This window comes from Zhihengliuella alba, assembly GCF_039538765.1.
In the GTDB taxonomy this organism is placed as follows: Bacteria; Actinomycetota; Actinomycetes; order Actinomycetales; family Micrococcaceae; genus Zhihengliuella; species Zhihengliuella alba.
On the sequence record NZ_BAABCJ010000007.1, the window covers coordinates 199,993 to 216,172 of the forward strand.

General features: G+C 70.5%; 17 protein-coding genes. 12 read left to right on the top strand and 5 right to left on the bottom strand.

All coding sequences use genetic code 11. From position 1 onward, the window contains the following. The first annotated feature begins 51 nt into the window (after window positions 1-51). From ABD784_RS13655 to rbsD, 6 genes are all read left to right on the top strand, one after another. Entirely contained in the window at window positions 52-1,191 is a 1,140-nt protein-coding gene (locus ABD784_RS13655; protein ID WP_344885835.1) for a LacI family DNA-binding transcriptional regulator, read from the top strand. A 50-nt stretch (window positions 1,192-1,241) separates the two neighbouring features. Then, the gene (locus tag ABD784_RS13660; protein WP_344885838.1) at window positions 1,242-2,807 is read left to right on the top strand and encodes a sugar ABC transporter ATP-binding protein; all 1,566 of its coding nucleotides are present in this window, start codon (window positions 1,242-1,244) and stop codon (window positions 2,805-2,807) included. Then, the gene (locus tag ABD784_RS13665; protein ID WP_344885841.1) at window positions 2,804-3,766 is read left to right on the top strand and encodes an ABC transporter permease; all 963 of its coding nucleotides are present in this window, start codon (window positions 2,804-2,806) and stop codon (window positions 3,764-3,766) included. Before ABD784_RS13660 ends, ABD784_RS13665 begins: the two co-directional genes overlap by 4 nt. Before the next feature lie 77 nt (window positions 3,767-3,843). After that, complete coding sequence (locus tag ABD784_RS13670; RefSeq protein ID WP_344885844.1) at window positions 3,844-4,776, top strand: substrate-binding domain-containing protein; 933 nt, start codon at window positions 3,844-3,846, stop codon at window positions 4,774-4,776. A 91-nt stretch (window positions 4,777-4,867) separates the two neighbouring features. Next, window positions 4,868-5,842, top strand: a complete 975-nt coding sequence (locus tag ABD784_RS13675; RefSeq protein ID WP_344885847.1) for a ribokinase — start codon at window positions 4,868-4,870, stop codon at window positions 5,840-5,842. Between the two features lie 60 nt (window positions 5,843-5,902). Further along, on the top strand, window positions 5,903-6,286 hold the full coding sequence (rbsD, locus tag ABD784_RS13680) for a D-ribose pyranase (protein WP_344885850.1): 384 nt from the start codon (window positions 5,903-5,905) through the stop codon (window positions 6,284-6,286). On the opposite strand, the gene ABD784_RS13685 is transcribed toward rbsD, so the two are convergent. Beyond that, on the bottom strand, window positions 6,283-7,422 hold the full coding sequence (locus tag ABD784_RS13685) for a YkvI family membrane protein (RefSeq protein ID WP_344885853.1): 1,140 nt from the start codon (window positions 7,420-7,422) through the stop codon (window positions 6,283-6,285). The two genes, rbsD and ABD784_RS13685, sit on opposite strands and share 4 nt — an antisense overlap. A gap of 229 nt (window positions 7,423-7,651) precedes the next feature. Here ABD784_RS13685 and ABD784_RS13690 point away from each other — a divergent pair, with 229 nt between their 5' ends. The 3 genes from ABD784_RS13690 (at window position 7,652) to ABD784_RS13700 (ending at window position 10,395) form a co-directional block, all read left to right on the top strand. Beyond that, a complete protein-coding gene (locus ABD784_RS13690) occupies window positions 7,652-8,851 on the top strand; it encodes a pyridoxal phosphate-dependent aminotransferase (RefSeq protein ID WP_344885856.1) in 1,200 nt (399 codons plus the stop codon). Beyond that, entirely contained in the window at window positions 8,848-9,807 is a 960-nt protein-coding gene (locus tag ABD784_RS13695; RefSeq protein ID WP_344885859.1) for a 2-hydroxyacid dehydrogenase, read from the top strand. The genes ABD784_RS13690 and ABD784_RS13695 overlap by 4 nt, the downstream gene beginning before the upstream one ends. 147 nt (window positions 9,808-9,954) lie before the next feature. Beyond that, entirely contained in the window at window positions 9,955-10,395 is a 441-nt protein-coding gene (locus tag ABD784_RS13700; RefSeq protein WP_344885861.1) for a DoxX family protein, read from the top strand. Window positions 10,396-10,507: 112 nt separating this feature from the next. On the opposite strand, the gene ABD784_RS13705 is transcribed toward ABD784_RS13700, so the two are convergent. The 3 genes from ABD784_RS13705 to ABD784_RS13715 form a co-directional block, all read right to left on the bottom strand. Further along, window positions 10,508-11,287: a DUF6308 family protein gene (locus tag ABD784_RS13705; RefSeq protein ID WP_344885864.1), complete on the bottom strand. Its 780-nt coding sequence runs from the start codon at window positions 11,285-11,287 to the stop codon at window positions 10,508-10,510. A gap of 40 nt (window positions 11,288-11,327) precedes the next feature. Continuing rightward, the gene (locus ABD784_RS13710) at window positions 11,328-11,948 is read right to left on the bottom strand and encodes a flavodoxin family protein (protein ID WP_344885866.1); all 621 of its coding nucleotides are present in this window, start codon (window positions 11,946-11,948) and stop codon (window positions 11,328-11,330) included. A 119-nt stretch (window positions 11,949-12,067) separates the two neighbouring features. Then, window positions 12,068-12,796 carry a M50 family metallopeptidase gene (locus ABD784_RS13715; RefSeq protein WP_344886218.1) on the bottom strand — a complete coding sequence of 243 codons (729 nt, stop codon included), beginning with the start codon at window positions 12,794-12,796 and terminating at the stop codon, window positions 12,068-12,070. A gap of 193 nt (window positions 12,797-12,989) precedes the next feature. On the opposite strand from ABD784_RS13715, the gene ABD784_RS13720 reads away from it, so the two are divergent. Further along, window positions 12,990-13,499, top strand: coding sequence for a DUF4396 domain-containing protein (locus ABD784_RS13720; protein WP_344885870.1), 510 nt, complete (start codon window positions 12,990-12,992; stop codon window positions 13,497-13,499). Then, on the top strand, window positions 13,496-13,627 hold the full coding sequence (locus tag ABD784_RS13725) for a hypothetical protein (protein ID WP_344885873.1): 132 nt from the start codon (window positions 13,496-13,498) through the stop codon (window positions 13,625-13,627). The genes ABD784_RS13720 and ABD784_RS13725 overlap by 4 nt, the downstream gene beginning before the upstream one ends. 96 nt (window positions 13,628-13,723) lie before the next feature. Here the strand turns inward: ABD784_RS13725 and ABD784_RS13730 are convergent, their stop codons facing one another. Further along, complete coding sequence (locus ABD784_RS13730; RefSeq protein ID WP_344885876.1) at window positions 13,724-14,176, bottom strand: VOC family protein; 453 nt, start codon at window positions 14,174-14,176, stop codon at window positions 13,724-13,726. Between the two features lie 50 nt (window positions 14,177-14,226). Here ABD784_RS13730 and glsA point away from each other — a divergent pair, with 50 nt between their 5' ends. Beyond that, window positions 14,227-16,026: a glutaminase A gene (gene glsA, locus ABD784_RS13735; RefSeq protein ID WP_344885879.1), complete on the top strand. Its 1,800-nt coding sequence runs from the start codon at window positions 14,227-14,229 to the stop codon at window positions 16,024-16,026. Window positions 16,027-16,180 lie beyond the last annotated feature (154 nt).

Genomic DNA, 16,180 nt, shown 5'->3' on the forward strand with positions numbered 1-16,180 from the left:
ATTCCATGGAATCGATTGCAAACGTTCACCTCTCGCGCAAAGGAGCCGGGGATGCAGACCGTGACCCTCCGGGACGTCGCACAGGCCGCCGGGGTCTCCCCGGCCACCGCGTCCCGTGTGCTCTCCGGCAACCCGGCCACCAGCGCCGTCGCCCGCGAGAAGGTCCAGGCCGCCGCCGCGCAGCTCGGCTTCTCCCCCAACGCGCAGGCCCGCTCCCTCCGCTCCACCCGGACGGACAGCATCGCCCTGCTGATCTCCGACGTCCGCAACCCCTACTTCGCCGACCTCGCCCACTCCGTGGAGCTCGCCGCCCGCGAGCTCGGCCTGGTCACCTTCATCGGCAACGCCAATGAGGACCCCGAGCAGCAGGACGAGTTCCTGGGCGCGATGCTCTCCCGCCGCGTCGACGGCGTCCTCGCCGTCCCACAGGGCCTCGGCGATGCGTCCCACGCCACCGCCACCCCGGCGCTGGAGCGGCTGCTGGCGCGCAGGATCCCCACCGTGCTCGTGGACCGCACCCTGCCGGAGGTCCCCGCGCTCAGCGTCACCGCCGAGTCCACGCAGGCGGTGCACGACGCCGTCGGCGCCCTGCACGAACTCGGCCACCGGCGCATCGCGGTCATCGGCGGCCCCGAGCACACCTCCACCGCCCAGGAGCGCTACGCCTCCTACGCCGCCGCGCTCCAGGCGCACGGCCTCCCGCTGGACGAGCGGCTGATCTTCCACGGCGACTTCCGCAGCGCCACCGGCGCCGAGGGCGCCCGCTGGCTGCTCGACCTCCGGCAGGACCCGGAGACGTGCCCCACCGCCGTGCTCATCGCCGACTCCCCCATGGCGATCGGTGCCCTCGCCGTCTTGCGGGAGGCCGGCGTGCGCGTCGGCACCGACCTCAGCGTGGTGACGTTCGACGAGATCGAGGCGTTCGCCCTGCACGACCCGCCGCTGTCCACCATCAGCCACGACGTCGGCGCGATGGGACGGCTCGCCGTCGAGGCCCTCGCCTCGCTGCTCAACGGCGAAGCCGCCGTGTCCGCCGAGACCGCCGGGGCTGCCGTCGGGTCGAGCGTCCTGCGCAGCGAGTTCACGCTCCGCGGCTCGATCGGCCCCGCGCCCGGCGCACCGACGGCGGCGCCGACGCCGACGCCGACGACAGTGAAAACGACGCCGCCCGGACCACCGCCCGCCACCTGACCCTCCCGTCCCCCGCCCACCCGTTCAACGACGAATGGAGCATCACCGCCATGAGCCCGCAACCCATGCTGACCTTGGACTCCGTGTCCAAGTCCTTCGGGCGCATCCAGGTCATCCACAACGTCACCGTGGACGTCTACCCCGGCGAGGTCACCGTCCTCCTGGGTGAGAACGGCGCCGGCAAGTCCACGCTGATCAAGATGATCGCCGGCGTGCACCAGCCCACCTCCGGCCGCATCCTGCTGGACGGCGAGCCCGTGTCCATCACGGACACCAAGACCTCCGAGTCCCTCGGCATCGCCACCATCCACCAGGAGCTGAACCTGGTCCCGTCCATGACGGTCGCGGAGAACATCACGCTCGGCCGCACCCCGCGCCGCTTCGGCGTGATCAACCGCGCGGAGATGCGCCGCATCGCCCGCGACGCGCTCGCCCAGATCGGCCTGGACCTGGACGTGGACACCCACGTCGGCGAGCTCGGCATCGCCCGTCAGCAGCTCGTCGAGATCGCCAAGGCCCTCTCGCTGGACGCCCGGATCCTCATCCTCGACGAGCCGACCGCCGCCCTGACCACCTCGGAGATCGAGGCGCTGTTCGACGTCGTACGCGACCTCAAGGCCAAGAACGTCGGCATGGTCTTCATCAGCCACCACCTGGACGAGATCGCCGCCATCGGCGACCGCGTCAACGTCCTGCGCGACGGCGGCTTCGTCGCCCAGGTGCCCGCCACCACCGACGAGGACGAGCTGATCCGGCTCATGGTGGGCCGCAGCATCGACAAGCAGTTCCCCCGCGAGCCCGGGGCATCAACAGGGGACGCCGAGGCAGCTCAGCCGCTGCTGGAGGTCAAGGGCCTCAACGCCGACGGCCTGCGGGGCATCGACCTGTCCGTCCGCCCGGGCGAGGTCGTCGCCCTGGCCGGGCTCATGGGCGCCGGCCGCACCGAGCTGCTGCGCTGCCTCGCCGGCGCGGACCACTACGCCTCCGGCGAGGTCCGCGTGAACGTCCGCAAGCTCAAGCCGTACGACGTCGCCGCCGCCACCCGCGCCGGCGTCGGCCACGTGCCCGAGGACCGCAAGACGCAGGGCCTGGTGCTGGACGCCTCCGTCGCCGAGAACATCGGCTACGCCACGATGGGCGCCACGTCCCGGTTCGGTCTGGTGGACCGCCGCGGGCAGCGGGCCCGGGCCGAGAGGATCGCCGAGCGCCTGCGCATCCGCATGGACTCGATCGAGCAGCCCATCCGCTCGCTCTCCGGCGGCAACCAGCAGAAGGCCGTGTTCGGCCGCTGGTTCAGCGCCGGGTCCAAGGTCCTGCTGCTGGACGAGCCCACGCGCGGCGTGGACGTCGGCGCCAAGGTGGAGATCTACGAGCTCATCAACGAGATCACCGCCGGCGGCGGCTGCGTCCTCATGGCGTCCTCCGACCTGCCCGAGGTGCTCGGGATGTCGGACCGGGTGCTCGTCATGAGCCAGGGCACCATCGCGGGCGAACTGCCCACCGCCGAGGCCACCCAGGACTCGATCATGCAACTCGCGGTCTCCAACGTGCACCGCGACGAAGAAGAACCCCACGCCGCCTCCGCCGGCACCGGAGATGAAGGAGCCACCGCATGAACGCCGCAGCGAAGCAGCGTCACTTCGACCTCAAGTCGTTCCTCGCCAACAACGGCGCCCTCGTGGGGCTGGTGGTCCTCTGCATCGCGCTGTGGATCGCCACCCCGCACTTCCTGACCGGACCGAACCTGATGAACATCGGCATCCAGGTCTCCACCATCGCCGTCATGGCATTCGGCCTGACGTTCGTCATCGTCGCCGCCGGCATCGACCTCTCGGTCGGCTCGGTCGCCGCGCTCTCGGCGATGGTGTCCGCCTACTGGACCACCACGGCGGGGCTGCCAGATGGGGTGAGCATCCTCGTGGGACTCGCCGTCGGCGCGGTGTCCGGCCTGGTCACGGGCATGATGAGCGCATACGGCAAGCTGCCCACGTTCATCGCGTCGCTGGCCATGCTGACCATCGTCCGCGGCCTGACCCTGGTGGTCTCCGACGGCCGCCCGATCTCCACCTCCGAGTCCGTGTCCTTCCTCGGCTCCAACCTGGGCCCGGTACCCATGCCGATCATCGTCATGGTGGTCACCGGCCTCATCGCCGCGTTCGTCCTGAACCGCACCATCATCGGCAAGAACGCATTCGCCGTCGGCGGCAACACCGAGGCCGCCCGCCTGTCCGGCATCCCGGTCAAGCGGGTGCTGGTCACCGTGTTCGCGATCTCCGGGCTCTTCGCCGGACTCGCCGGCATGCTGCTCGCCGGACGCCTCGACTCCGCCCAGCCCACGCTGGCGACGGGCTACGAGCTGGACGCGATCGCCGCCGTCGTCATCGGAGGGGCCTCCCTCGCCGGCGGAGTCGGCCGGATCAGCGGCACCCTGGTGGGCGCGCTGGTCCTCGCCGTGATCCGCAACGGCCTGAACCTGCTGTCCGTCTCGTCCTTCTGGCAGCAGGTGGTCATCGGCGTGGTGATCGCCCTCGCCGTCGGGTTCGACGTGATCCGCCGCAAGAACGTCCGGCACTAGGCGAGCACCGGAACCGCCGCATCATCCGTTCCATCCCACACCACCGAACCGCACCACCTCACCGAAGGAGAACCATCATGAAGAGCAACGTCGCTCGCCGCGTGGCCGCCGCCGGCCTCGGCCTCACGCTGGCCCTCACCCTGTCCGCCTGCAACCGCGGGGAGGACGCCGGCCAGAAGGTCACCCTGGCCGTGTCCACCCTGAACAACCCGTTCTTCGTCGACCTGCGCGACGGCGCCGAGGACGCCGCCGAGGAGCTCGGCATCGAGCTGGACGTCGTGGACGCCCAGAATGACTCCGCCACCCAGGCCAACCAGCTGGCCACCTCCGCCTCGGACGGTTCGGCCGGCGTGATCGTCAACGCCGTGGACTCCGCCGCCGCGGGCTCCGCGCTCGGCCCGGTGGTGGACGCCGGACTGCCGGTGGTCGCCGTCGACCGCGCCGTGGAGGGCGCCGAGGTCGCCTCCCTGGTCGCCAGCGACAACGTCGCCGGCGGCGAGCAGGCCGCCAAGGCGCTGGCCGAGGCCGTGGGCGGCAAGGGCCAGATCGTGATCCTCGAGGGCGTGCCCGGCGCGTCCTCCACCAACGAGCGCGGCGAGGGCTTCACGAAGGGCCTGGCCGAGTTCCCGGAGATCGAGGTGGTGGCCCAGCAGACCGCGCAGTACGACCGCGCGACCGCCCTGGACGTCACCACCAACCTGCTCGAGGGCAATCCGGACATCGTCGGCGTGCTGGCGATGAACGACGAGATGGCGCTCGGCGCCATCCAGGCCCTCGGCGCCCGCGCCGGCGAGGACATCCACGTGGTGGGCTTCGACGGTACCGAGGACGGCTTCGCCGCCGTGGAGGACGGCAAGCTGTACGCCACCATCGCGCAGAACCCGGAGGAGCTGGGCCGTCAGTCGGTGGAGGTCATGTCCAAGGTCCTCGCCGGCGAGGAGGTCGAGGAGCTGCAGAACGTCGCCGTCGACACCGTGACGGTGGAGAACGTCGAGGAGTTCTCCGACTAGCAGGACCCCGGCTTCGGGCCCCGCGGGCGCAGTTGCCCCGGGGCCCGAGCCACCGAACACCACCAGTGAAACTGAGAGAAACGTAGAGGGAATGAACCAGCCAGCACGCGTCACCGTCGTCGGTTCCAGCAATGCGGACCTCGCCGTCACCATGCCCCGACTGCCCGGGCCGGGCGAGACCCTGCTGGCCCATTCCTTCACTGTCTCCCCCGGCGGCAAGGGCGCCAACCAGGCCCTGGCCGCCGCCCTCGCCGGGGCGCCCACGGAGTTCATCGGGGCCGTGGGCCGCGACGCCAACGCGGAGGAGGCCCTGCGCCTGCTCCGGGAGGCCGGCGTCGAGCTCGGCCGCGTCCGCACCGTGGACGGGCCCACCGGCGTGGCACTCATCTCGATCGACGACCGCGGCGAGAACTCCATCGCCGTGGTCCCCGGCGCCAACGGCACGGTGACGGCGGACTTCGTGCGCGAGGTCGGCGGCGGAGACGGCGCCGCCGGGCTCGGCGGCGTGGTGGTCCTGCAGGGCGAGATCCCCGCCGAGGCCGTCGAGGAGGCCGTCCGCCAGGCGGCCGTCGGCGGGGCCCGCGTGGTCCTGAACCTGGCCCCCGTCATCGAGCTGGCGCGGGAGGCCGTCCTGGCGGCGGACCCGCTGGTGGCGAACGAGCACGAGGCCGCCCTGGTCCTCGAGATGCTCGGCGCCCCCGTGGCGGCGGATGCCGACGCGGAGACCATGGCGCGGGAGCTCTGCGCCCGCGGGCTGCGCAGCGTGGTCATCACGCTCGGGGCGGCGGGCTCGCTCGTCGCCGAACTGGACCGGATCGAGCACGACGGCGGTCCCGGCCAGAGCGGCGAACCGACCCTCACGCGCGTGGAGGCGGTGCGGGTCTCCGCTGTGGACACCACCGGCGCCGGCGACGCCTACACCGGTGCCCTGGCCGCCCGGCTGGCCCACGGCGACTCGCTGGTGGAGGCCGCAGGGTTCGCGGCGCGCTTCTCGGCCGCGTCGGTCACCCGTCCGGGCGCCCAGGCGTCCTACCCGCGCTCGCTGGACGAGGTCGACGCGCTCTAAGCGCCACCGCACTTGTGCCCGCCCGCTCCCCCGAACGCCCCTCCCTCCGGAAGGACTCCCGTGCTGAAATCCGGCATCCTCAACCCCCACCTCCTGCACGCCCTGGGCACGCTGGGGCACACCGACACCGTGGTGATCGCGGACTGCGGGCTGCCCCTGCCGCGCACGGCCACGGTGGTGGACCTCTCGCTGGTCCCCGGGCTGCCGACGTTCGAGTCGGTGCTGACGGCGCTCGCTGAGGCGCTGGTCGTGGAGGGCGTCACCATGGCGGCCGAGGCCCGCGGCCAGCGGCCCGAGGCGCAGGTGCGGGAGCACTACGCGGACGTCGAGTTCGTCAGCCACGAGGAGCTGAAGGCGCGGCTGCCGGCGGCCAAGGTCATCGTCCGCACCGGCGAGACCACCCCGTACGCGAACGTGATCCTGCGCAGCGGGGTCGGCTTCTAGCGCAGCACCGCCACCGCCGAGCGGCGGCGGAGGAGCCGCCGGCCCGTGCTGACCAGCATCAGGACCAACAGCAGGATGCCTACGTAGCCGTTGATGACGTAGACGATGTTGACCATCTGCGAGAACGGCAGGACCAGCCCGATGAGCGTGCCCGCGGCCGCGAGGCCCAACGTCAGACTCTTGAATGGCACGGTCCGCTCGGCGAAGACCCGCGAGGAGACCGTCCACAGCAGCGGGACCGCCGTGGTGTAGATCCCGGCGAGGATGATGACGGAGAAGCCCGACGCTAGCAGCGGGCTCAAGTCGGCCGCGAGGACCAGCATCGGGATCTCCGTCCCGTTGACCCGGGAGATGTTGGCCAGCAGCCCCAGCCCCACGACGATGCAGGCCAGCGAGAAGGCCGCACCGCCGACGAGGCCGCCGGAAGCCGCCTCCCGGCGGTTGCGCGCCGTCTTGCCGAGCGCCGTGAGGAACGCCGCCAGCCACAGCATGCAGAAGCCGACGTAGGACAGCCCCGCCAGGAACCAGTTGCTCGAGGCCTGCGTCAGGTCCAGGGTGGGCAGCACGTGGTTCCCGCCCACCACGCCGCCCGGGCCGCGCATGATGCCCAGGAGGCCCAGGCCGACGGCGATGACGACGATCAGCGGGCCGACCTTGCCGATGACGTCGACCACGCTGCGCAGGCCGAACCAGACCGTGACGCCCACGGCGACGGCCAGGCCGATGCCGCCGAGGTACTTGGAGAGGCCGTAGTGCTCCTGGAACACGGCGCCGGCGCCGGCCACCATGACGGTGAAGCTGAGGAAGACGAAGACGATCGAGAAGAAGTCGAAGAAGATCCCGAGGTGCTTGCCGCAGTAGAAGTGGAAGATCTGCGACGGCCGCGCGAACTGGCGGGACTGGCCGGTGGAGAGGAGCTCCACGCAGACGTACGTCATGAGGACGAGGACCAGCAGTCCGGTGCCGAAGATCCCCCAGTACCCGTAGGACGTGAAGTACTGCAGGATCTCCTGGCCGGTGGCGAATCCGGACCCGATGAGGAAGGCGATGATGGCGCCCGCGTAGGTCAGGATTCGGGGCAGGCTCCGGGTCCCGGAGGACGCGGGACGGGTTTCGGTCAGCGCTGTTTCGGCCATGTCGGCGATGTACTCCCGGTGCGGTGAGGTTGCGTCGGCAACTGATATATGAGAAGTGTATTGAAGGTATGTCACAGGTGTGACCCAGTCAACACGTGGCCCGCCCGGGCGGCCGCCCAGATCCCGAAAAAGGTATGGCGCGACCATCCGACCCGCTGATATATTAGTCGCATACTAGTCCTCGCTCTGCTCGGGGGCGCATCGTCAACTCGATGAGGAGTGGAACCGCATGCCGCAGCTCGCTAACCGGCTCGAGAGGCTGGGGACCGAAACCGCCTTCAGCGTCGCCCAGGCCGCCGCCGCCTGGAAGGCGAAGGGGAACACCGTGTACCCCTTCCATCTGGGGGACATCAACATCCCGACCGCACCGCACATCGTCGAGGCGATGAACCAGGCGATCTCCGACGGCTACACGGGCTACTGCCCCGGCCCCGGCATCCCCCAACTGCGCGAGGCCCTGGCCGAGGACGTCGGATCGCGTCGCGGCATGGAGTTCACTGCGGACAATGTGGTGGTCATGACCGGCGGCAAGCCCGTCATCACCAAGTTCCTGCAGACCGTGATGAACCCGGGCCAGGAGGTCCTCTACCCCAACCCGGGCTTCCCGATCTACGAGTCCCAGATCGAGTACCTGGGCGGCACCGCCGTCCCCTACGGCTACGCCCCCACCGAGTCCGGCTTCGCCATCGACATCGAGAAGATCCGCGCCTCGATCACCAAGAACACCGTGGCGATCATCTACAACGACCTGCAGAACCCCATCTCTGCGGAGTCCACCGACGAGGAGCGCGAGGCCGTGGCGCAGCTCGCCCAGGAGCACAACCTCTGGGTCCTCTCCGACGAGGCGTACTTCGAGACCCGCTACGAGGGCTCCTCCAAGTCGATCGCCGCGCTTCCGGGCATGGCCGAGCGCACCGTCATCCTCTACACGTTCAGCAAGAAGTTCGCGATGACCGGTTCGCGGCTGGGCTGCGCCGTGGCGCCGACGGAGATCGCCAACGTCATGAGCAAGCTCAACACCAACGACGAGTCCTGCACCACGCACTACGTGCAGTGGGCGGGCATCTCCGCCCTGCGCGGCCCCCAGGAGCCCGTCCAGGAGATGCTGGACACCCTCAAGGAGCGGCGCGACGTCGCCTGCGAGATCCTCAACTCGATCCCGGGCTTCTCCGTCGCCGTGCCGCAGTCCACCTTCTACCTGTTCCCCGACGTCACGGACGCCATGGAGCGGAAGGGCTTCACCGCCGTCGGCGACTTCGCCACTGCGGCTCTGGAGGCCACCGGCGTCTCCTTCTGCACCCGCGAACACTTCGGCCGCCGCCTGCCCGACGAGGACCGGCAGTACATCCGCCTGGCCTACTCCGGCATCGAGACCGACGCGATCCGCGAGGGCCTGGGCCGCCTGCGCGAATGGATCGAGGCAGCATGAGCCGCGTCGTCGTCACCGGGCGGATCCCGGAAGCCGCGCTCGAGAAGCTCCGCGCCGAGCACGAGGTCGACGCCTGGACCGGGCAGGATTCGATCGACCGCGACGAGCTGCTGCGCCGCGTAGCGGGAGCCGACGCGATCGTCAGCCTGCTCACCGAGCGGATCGACGGCGAACTGCTCGACGCCGCCGGCCCCCAGCTGCGCGTGGTCGCCAACGTGGCGGTCGGCTACGACAACATCGACGTCCCGGCCTGCCGGGAGCGCGACGTGGTGGCCACCAACACGCCGGGCGTGCTCACCGAGGCCACCGCGGACATCGCCTTCGGCCTCATCCTCATGGCCACGCGCCGGCTGGGCGAGGGCGAGCGGCTGATCCGGTCCGGCACCGCCTGGAAGTGGGGCATGTTCTTCCTCCTGGGCAGCAGCCTGCAGGGCAAGACCCTCGGCGTGGTCGGCATGGGCGGCATCGGGCAGGCGACCGCGCGCCGGGCCAAGGCCTTCGGCATGGAGGTGGTGTACCAGTCGCGCAGCGAGATCGATCCCGCCGTCGCGGAGGAGCTGGGCGCTCGCCGCGTGGAGCTCGACGAGCTCCTGAGCGTGTCCGACGTCGTCTCCCTGCACTGCCCGTACGGACCGGCCACGCACCACCTGATCGGGGCCGAGCAGCTCGCCGCGATGAAGGAGTCCGCCTACCTGGTCAACACCGCCCGCGGGCCGATCATCGACGAGGAGGCGCTCGCCGCCGCGCTCCGCGCCGGGCTGATCGCCGGTGCCGGGCTGGACGTCTACGAGCACGAGCCCCGAGTGCATCCGGACCTGCTGGACCTGGACAACGTGGCCCTGGTGCCGCACCTGGGCTCGGCGACGGTCGAGACGCGGACCGCGATGGCGACGCTCGCCGCCGACAACGCCATCGCCGTGCTCGCCCGCCAGGAGCCGCCGACGCCGATCCGCTAGACCAGGCCGGCAGCACGGGCCTCGCCTGCTTCCGGACGCCCTGGAGCGTCCGGAGGCAGGCGAGGCCGATGTGTCCTAGTCAACAACGGTTACGCGGACAGCGTCTTTAAGATGAAACTTCAAGTTTCTACTGGTGCACTGGTAGCCATGAACAACACGAGTTCCTCCGCAGCCACCGCAGCCCGCCTCATCCTCCGCGTCGCCGTCGGCTTCCTCTTCCTGGCCCATGGATGGCAGAAGTTCACCGAGTGGACCATCGCGGGCACCACCGAGTCCTTCGCCCAGATGGGCGTCCCCGCCGCCGAGATCGCGGCGCCCTTCGTCGCCGGCCTCGAGCTGGTGGGCGGCGCGCTGCTGATCCTCGGCTTCCTGACCCGCCCGATCGCCGCGATGCTGACCGTGGACATGCTCGTGGCCCTCTTCCTGGTCCACCTCGGCGCGGGGGTCTTCGTCTCCGAGGGCGGCTACGAACTCGTCCTGGCCCTGGGTGCCGCCGCCGCGGGCATCGCCCTGCTCGGCGCCGGCAAGTTCTCCGTCGATGCGGCACTCTTCGGCCGCCGCCAGGGTGCGGTCGCGAAGCTCGCCTAACCACCACTCACTCGATCGCTCACTGACGAGCGCGTACTACCCCGAGGGCATCGGGCGCCGGCCGCTGCGGCCCGCGCCCGATGCCCTTCGCTTGTCCGCGTCGAATGAGCAGCTATTCGGCCGCGGCCATCTCATCGGCGACGTCGGCATCGCCCTCGATGTTCAGGCCCCGGGCATGGTGCATCCAGAGCACGACGTCTAGAACCCGCAGCAGTGACAACTGCCGGCCGGCACTCGCGTCCCGTATCTCGCGGAGTGTCCGCACGAACCCATCGTGCTGGAAGGCCTCGCGCCAGAGCGTCCACTGCTTGCCACTACCGCTGAGCCCAGCCTGAGCCTTCACGAAGGAGTCGTAGACCGGAATGAGTTGAGGCCGCTTCCGCGCCAACAGCTTGCTCGCAGCGGTCGGACCGATCCACCAAGGATCCTCGTGCTGCCGGAGCAGATCCCATGCCCGCTGTGCCGGACTATTGGAATCGTCGAGGAGCCGTGCGAACTCCTCTTCGGTCAGGTCCTCGAAGCTCCTGTCGGTGGGCAGCTCGGACAGGCAGCCACTCAACTCTTCCGCCGCCGGGCCCAGAATTCCAACAGCAGCCTGCCCGGAGACAGGCTTCGACAGCAACGAGGTGGCCAACAGGTCCTCTGCCGAGAACTCGTTGGGACGGCTCAGGCCTCCGCCGCCGAAGGTCTCGAAATGGGAACCGGAGTACTTGGGCCGGCCGTTCTCTCGACGGGCAAAGTACTCGTCGACGTAACCGATGGCTACGTCAGTAGGGATCTCCGGCGGAATCTGCCCCTCCGCTCCGCCTACCGCCGCAAGCTTCCCGACGAGTCGATCAACACCGTTCTTCTCGGCGCCACTCCGTACAACCATGTAGATGCTCCCCCTCATCGCGCACCCGTCCCCAGCGGATGGTGCCGTCGACGAGAGCCTACGCGTCGCCGTCGTCCGCGGGGTAGGGATGGCTGCGCAGCAGACGGGCCAGGTGGACGGCATTGCGGGCAGCTCCCGCCGTCGTCGAGGCCACCGCCTCCGGGACCTCCTCGAGGTCCTGGTAGTCCACGCTCTGCATGGCCTCGCCGACCCAATAGGTGCCCGCCTGCGCCGGGACGGTGAAGCCGACGTCGCTCAGGGCCTGCGTCAGGTCGGCGATGGTCTTGTGGGCGCCGTCCTCGTTGCCGACGACGGCGACGATCGCCGTCTTGTCGTACATGACCGGCCGACCGCGCTCGTCCGTCTCGGAGAGCTCGGCGTCCAGCCGTTCGAGGACCCGCTGGGCCACGCTGCTGGGATGCCCCAGCCAGATCGGGGTGGCGATCACCAGGATGTCCGCGTCCAGGACCCGCCGGCGGATCGTCGGCCACTGATCGCCACCGCCCATGTCCGTCTTCACGCCCGGCCGCACATCGTGGTCCACCACCCGAACGGAGGACGTGCGCACGCCGTGCCGCTCCAGCCCCTCGAGCACGTGCCTGCCCATCAACTCGCTGCTGGACGGAGTCGGCGACGGGGTCAGGGTGCAGACCAGGGCGAGGGCAGAGAGTTCGGGCATGGCTGATCTCCTTCAGGCATAGCGCGTTCCGGCCGGATGCGGCCCACGCTAGGCCTCCCGTGAGCCGTTGGGAACACCCGGCCCACGCCTGCCCCTCGGGGACCGGAGCGGCGGGCGGGTCAGCCGACGACGCTGCCCAGCGCCGTCGTACCCCAGAAGGCCGCGGCGCCGATGACCAGGGCGAAGCCCGTCAGCCAGACGAAGGACGGCACCCCGCTCATGCGGGAGAGCAGGTAGGCGTCCGAGCTCCGCCGGTCGCCGCGGCCGCCGTGGACGGCGGCGACCTTGAACCAGTCGCGCACGGCGCCGACCAGCAGCGCGATCCCGAGGACCAGCACGACGACGCCCACGTTCGCCGGCGGCAGGAACACCACCAGGGCCTGCGCGACGGCGGCGCACACCAGGGCGATCAGCATGCCCCAGCCGTTGCGGATGAAGAGCAGCGACACCAGCAGCATGGCGGCCCCGAGCGAGAGGGCGGCGCCCGCCCAGCCGGCCGAGGCCGCCCAGACCATCAGGGCACCGGCCACCGCCGGCGCCGGGTAGCCCCAGAAGCCGGACCACACGCTGCCCGCCGTGCCGCGGCCGGCGCTGATCATCTCGCCCGAGTGGTCCAGGCGCAGCCGGATGCCGCGCACCACGCGTCCGGTCATCAGAGCGGCGAGGGCGTGGCCGAGCTCGTGCACGAACGTCACGTAGAGGCCGAACCACCGCCACGTCGCCCGCGGCACGGACAGGGCCGCCGCGGCCACGACGACGATCACCACCACCTGCATGTCCAGCTGCAGCGGCGCCCCGTGGGCGAAGCCGTCCCGGAGCGCCTGCCACCATTGCTCGAGTCCTGTCATCACGGCCATCACCCTAGGCGGCCAAGCTGTGGCGGGGCTCGGTGCGCGGGCGCGGGACACGGTCCCGCGCGGTGATCGCTCCTCCGCGCGAAGGAAGGCGTTGGTCGCGAGCCCTTGACATGCCGCCGGATTCGGGGGATCTTAGAGACGTTCAGATACCCCCTAGGGGTATAGATCGGCTGCAGGAGGTCCCATGAATCCGCGCAACGCTCTCGCGGCGAGCGCCACGCTCCACTGCCTCACTGGCTGCGCCATCGGCGAGATCCTCGGCCTGATGATCGGCACCGCCGCGGGATTCTCGACCGCGGCGACCATCGCCCTGGCGGTCGGCCTCGCCTTCTTCTTCGGCTACCTGCTCTCGCTCATCCCGATCGTGCGCAGCGGGGCCGGTCTCGCGGTCGCCGTGAAGGTCGTCCTCCTCGCCGATACCCTCTCCATCGCCACCATGGAGATCGTCGACAACGCGGTGATGGCGCTCATCCCCGGGGCCATGGACGCCGGCCTGGTCAACCCGATCTTCTGGCTCGGCATGATGATCGCGCTGGCGGTCGCCTTCGCCGCCGCCTTCCCGGTCAACCGCTACCTGATCGATCGCGGCAAGGGCCACGCGCTGACGCACCAGTACCACGAAGGCCACGAAGGCCACGAAGGCCACGATCACGGTGACCACACCGGGCACCAGCACGGGAAGGAGCAGTCATGAACACCAAGATCCTCGCGGCCGGCCTCGTCGGCTTCCTGCTCGGCGGGCTCGTGGTCTCCGTCGCGGCTCAGCTGGAGGAGCCGGCGCACAGCGAGCCGACGGGCATCCACCGGTCCCTCGACGGCTGAGTCCTGCCCCGAACCACCCCACGCCGGGCGGGCCGGGCGCGGCGGGACCCAGCACGGCGGGACCCAGTGCGACGGAACCCCGCGCCGTGGTACCCCTTACCCCTCCCGCGACCCCGATTTCGTCAGGTCCTCCGCGAGCATCACCAGGATGCCGCTGGGGCCGCGGACATAGGTGAGTTTGTAGACGTCCCCGTAGGTGGCCACGCCGCGGAGCGGGTGGCAGCCGTGCCGGGCCGCGATCTCGAGGGCCTCGTCAATGCTGTCCACGGAGAAGGCCACGCGGTGCATCCCGATCTCGTTCGGACGGGTCGGTTCGGTCTCGATCGCGTCCGGGTGGATGTACTCGAACAGCTCCAACTGGCCGTGGCCGTCCGGGGTCTGGAGCACCGCGATCCGGGCGTGGTTGCCGTCGAGGCCGACCGCCGTGTCCGCCCACGCGCCGCTGACGGTGTCCCGGCCGAGGACCGTCAGCCCCAGGTCGGTGAAGAAGGAGATCGCCTCCTCCATGTCGCGGACCGCGATGCCGACGTTCTCCAGTTTGATGGCCATGCGGGCATGGTATCGAGGGCTGGCGCCCAGGTCACCAGTACGCTCGGAGCATGCGTTCACCGATCGAGCGGTACCTGCGGGACCTGCACCAGGAGCTCTCCGGCCTGAAGGACGGCGTCCCGTTCCAGGGCATCCCCGCCATGGCGGACGCGGACCCGGACGATTTCGCGATCTGCCTCGCCACCGTGGACGGGCACGTCTACGAGGTCGGCGACTCCCGCACCGACTTCACCATCCAGTCCATCTCCAAGCCCTTCACCTACGGGCTCGCACTGGAGGACCACGGGCTGGACGCCGTGGACCGCAAGGTGGACGTGGAGCCCTCCGGCGACGCCTTCAACGAGATCTCGCTGGCCCACGACACCGGCCGCCCTGCCAACGCGATGATCAACGCGGGCGCCATCGCGGCGGCCTCCCTCATCAAGGGCTCCGGCGGGCGCGACGGCTTCGCCCGGATCCTCGACATCCACTCCCGCTTCGCCGGCCGCTCGCTGGACGTCTCCGAGCGGGCGTTCGCCTCCGAGTCCGCCACCGGCTACCGCAACCGCGCACTGGCCCACCTGTTGCGCAGCTTCGACATCATCGAGGACGACCCCGAGCGCGCCGTGGAGAACTACTTCCGCCAGTGCTCCATCAGGGTCAACGCCCGCGACCTCGCGCTCATGGGCGCCACGCTCGCCAACGGCGGCCGCCAGCCGCTCACCGGCGAGCAGGTGGTGGATCTGGAGACGGTCCAGCGGATGCTCTCCGTCATGCTCACGTGCGGGATGTACGACGACGCCGGCGCCTGGACCAGCGCCGTGGGACTCCCGGCGAAGTCCGGTGTCGGCGGCGGGCTCATGGCCGTCCTGCCGGGCCAGCTCGGCATCTCCGTCTACTCCCCCGCACTGGACCCGCATGGGTCCTCGGTGCGCGGCATCGCGGCGGTCCGCCGGCTCTCCGCGGAGATGGGCCTGCACTTCGTCAAGGCCGCCCGCATCGGCCGCTCCGCCATCCGCGAGCACTTCCCCATCACCGACGCCCCGTCCGGGGTGCGCCGCAGCCGGGAGGCCATCGACCTGCTCACGGAGCAGGGGCACCGCGCCCAGCTGGTGGAGCTGCACGGCGACCTCCTGTTCGCCGGCGCCGAGTCCGTGGTGCGCCACGTCAGCTCCCTGCCGGAGGAGGTGGAGATCGTCCTGCTGGACGTGCGCAAGGTGGACGAGGTCAACGACGTGGCGCTGAACCTCATGGAGGAGCTGCGGCAGAAGTTCGAGGTGGACGGCCGTCGCATGGCCGTGATCGACGACGCCGGCCGCATCTCCGAGGTGCTCTGCGCCGGCCGGACCCCGCTGTTCCCGGGCAGCACCGAGGCGATCGAATGGGCCGAGGAGCGCCTGCTGCGCCGTCACGGCGGCCCCGGCCTGGTGCCGAGCACGGTGGCGTTGCCGGACTTCGCGGCCCTGGCACCGCTGACGGAGGAGCAGATCGCCGCCCTCGAGGAGCGCATGGAGGACCGGGAGTACCACGACGGCGAGCTGATCCGCCGCTCCGGTCAGAAGTTCGGCGGCATCTATTTCATCGTCTCCGGCCGGGTGGCCAACAGCACCGTGCGCGACGGTCACCGGGTCCGGTACACGACGCTCGGCCCGGGCATGACGTTCGGGGAGATCGCGCTGGGAGGCGGCGCACCCGTGCGGGTCCGTGCGGAGGAGAAAGTGAGGGTCCGGCTGCTCTCGGCCGACGCGATCGAGCGGTTGGAGCGCGACGACCCGGAACTGGCCCTCGCGCTGTGGAAGGCCGTGGCCGTGGACGCCTACACGCGGGTGGAGCAGAACCTGCAGGAGGTGGCGGTCCGCGACCGCGACTGACGGCCGACTGGCGACGGGCGACGGGCGCAGCGCTTCTGTGTTCTCTCCTCCGACATGACGGGGAAACCTGAAGGCCTCCTATTTGTCGTTCCTCTGGAGTATCGTCGCGCTTGTCAGAGCGTGCTCGGCCCGGCGCCCTGGCCTCCCCTCCAGC

Coding starts and splice junctions, on each gene's coding strand:
- ABD784_RS13715 (WP_344886218.1), bottom strand. CDS start 12,796: ATGACAGGACTCGAGCAATGGTGGCAGGCGCTCCGGGACGGCTTCGCC.
- ABD784_RS13670 (WP_344885844.1), top strand. CDS start 3,844: ATGAAGAGCAACGTCGCTCGCCGCGTGGCCGCCGCCGGCCTCGGCCTC.
- ABD784_RS13685 (WP_344885853.1), bottom strand. CDS start 7,422: ATGGCCGAAACAGCGCTGACCGAAACCCGTCCCGCGTCCTCCGGGACC.
- ABD784_RS13690 (WP_344885856.1), top strand. CDS start 7,652: ATGCCGCAGCTCGCTAACCGGCTCGAGAGGCTGGGGACCGAAACCGCC.
- ABD784_RS13705 (WP_344885864.1), bottom strand. CDS start 11,287: ATGAGGGGGAGCATCTACATGGTTGTACGGAGTGGCGCCGAGAAGAAC.
- ABD784_RS13700 (WP_344885861.1), top strand. CDS start 9,955: ATGAACAACACGAGTTCCTCCGCAGCCACCGCAGCCCGCCTCATCCTC.
- ABD784_RS13720 (WP_344885870.1), top strand. CDS start 12,990: ATGAATCCGCGCAACGCTCTCGCGGCGAGCGCCACGCTCCACTGCCTC.
- ABD784_RS13665 (WP_344885841.1), top strand. CDS start 2,804: ATGAACGCCGCAGCGAAGCAGCGTCACTTCGACCTCAAGTCGTTCCTC.
- ABD784_RS13730 (WP_344885876.1), bottom strand. CDS start 14,176: ATGGCCATCAAACTGGAGAACGTCGGCATCGCGGTCCGCGACATGGAG.
- glsA (WP_344885879.1), top strand. CDS start 14,227: ATGCGTTCACCGATCGAGCGGTACCTGCGGGACCTGCACCAGGAGCTC.
- ABD784_RS13660 (WP_344885838.1), top strand. CDS start 1,242: ATGAGCCCGCAACCCATGCTGACCTTGGACTCCGTGTCCAAGTCCTTC.
- ABD784_RS13655 (WP_344885835.1), top strand. CDS start 52: ATGCAGACCGTGACCCTCCGGGACGTCGCACAGGCCGCCGGGGTCTCC.
- ABD784_RS13675 (WP_344885847.1), top strand. CDS start 4,868: ATGAACCAGCCAGCACGCGTCACCGTCGTCGGTTCCAGCAATGCGGAC.
- ABD784_RS13695 (WP_344885859.1), top strand. CDS start 8,848: ATGAGCCGCGTCGTCGTCACCGGGCGGATCCCGGAAGCCGCGCTCGAG.
- ABD784_RS13710 (WP_344885866.1), bottom strand. CDS start 11,948: ATGCCCGAACTCTCTGCCCTCGCCCTGGTCTGCACCCTGACCCCGTCG.
- ABD784_RS13725 (WP_344885873.1), top strand. CDS start 13,496: ATGAACACCAAGATCCTCGCGGCCGGCCTCGTCGGCTTCCTGCTCGGC.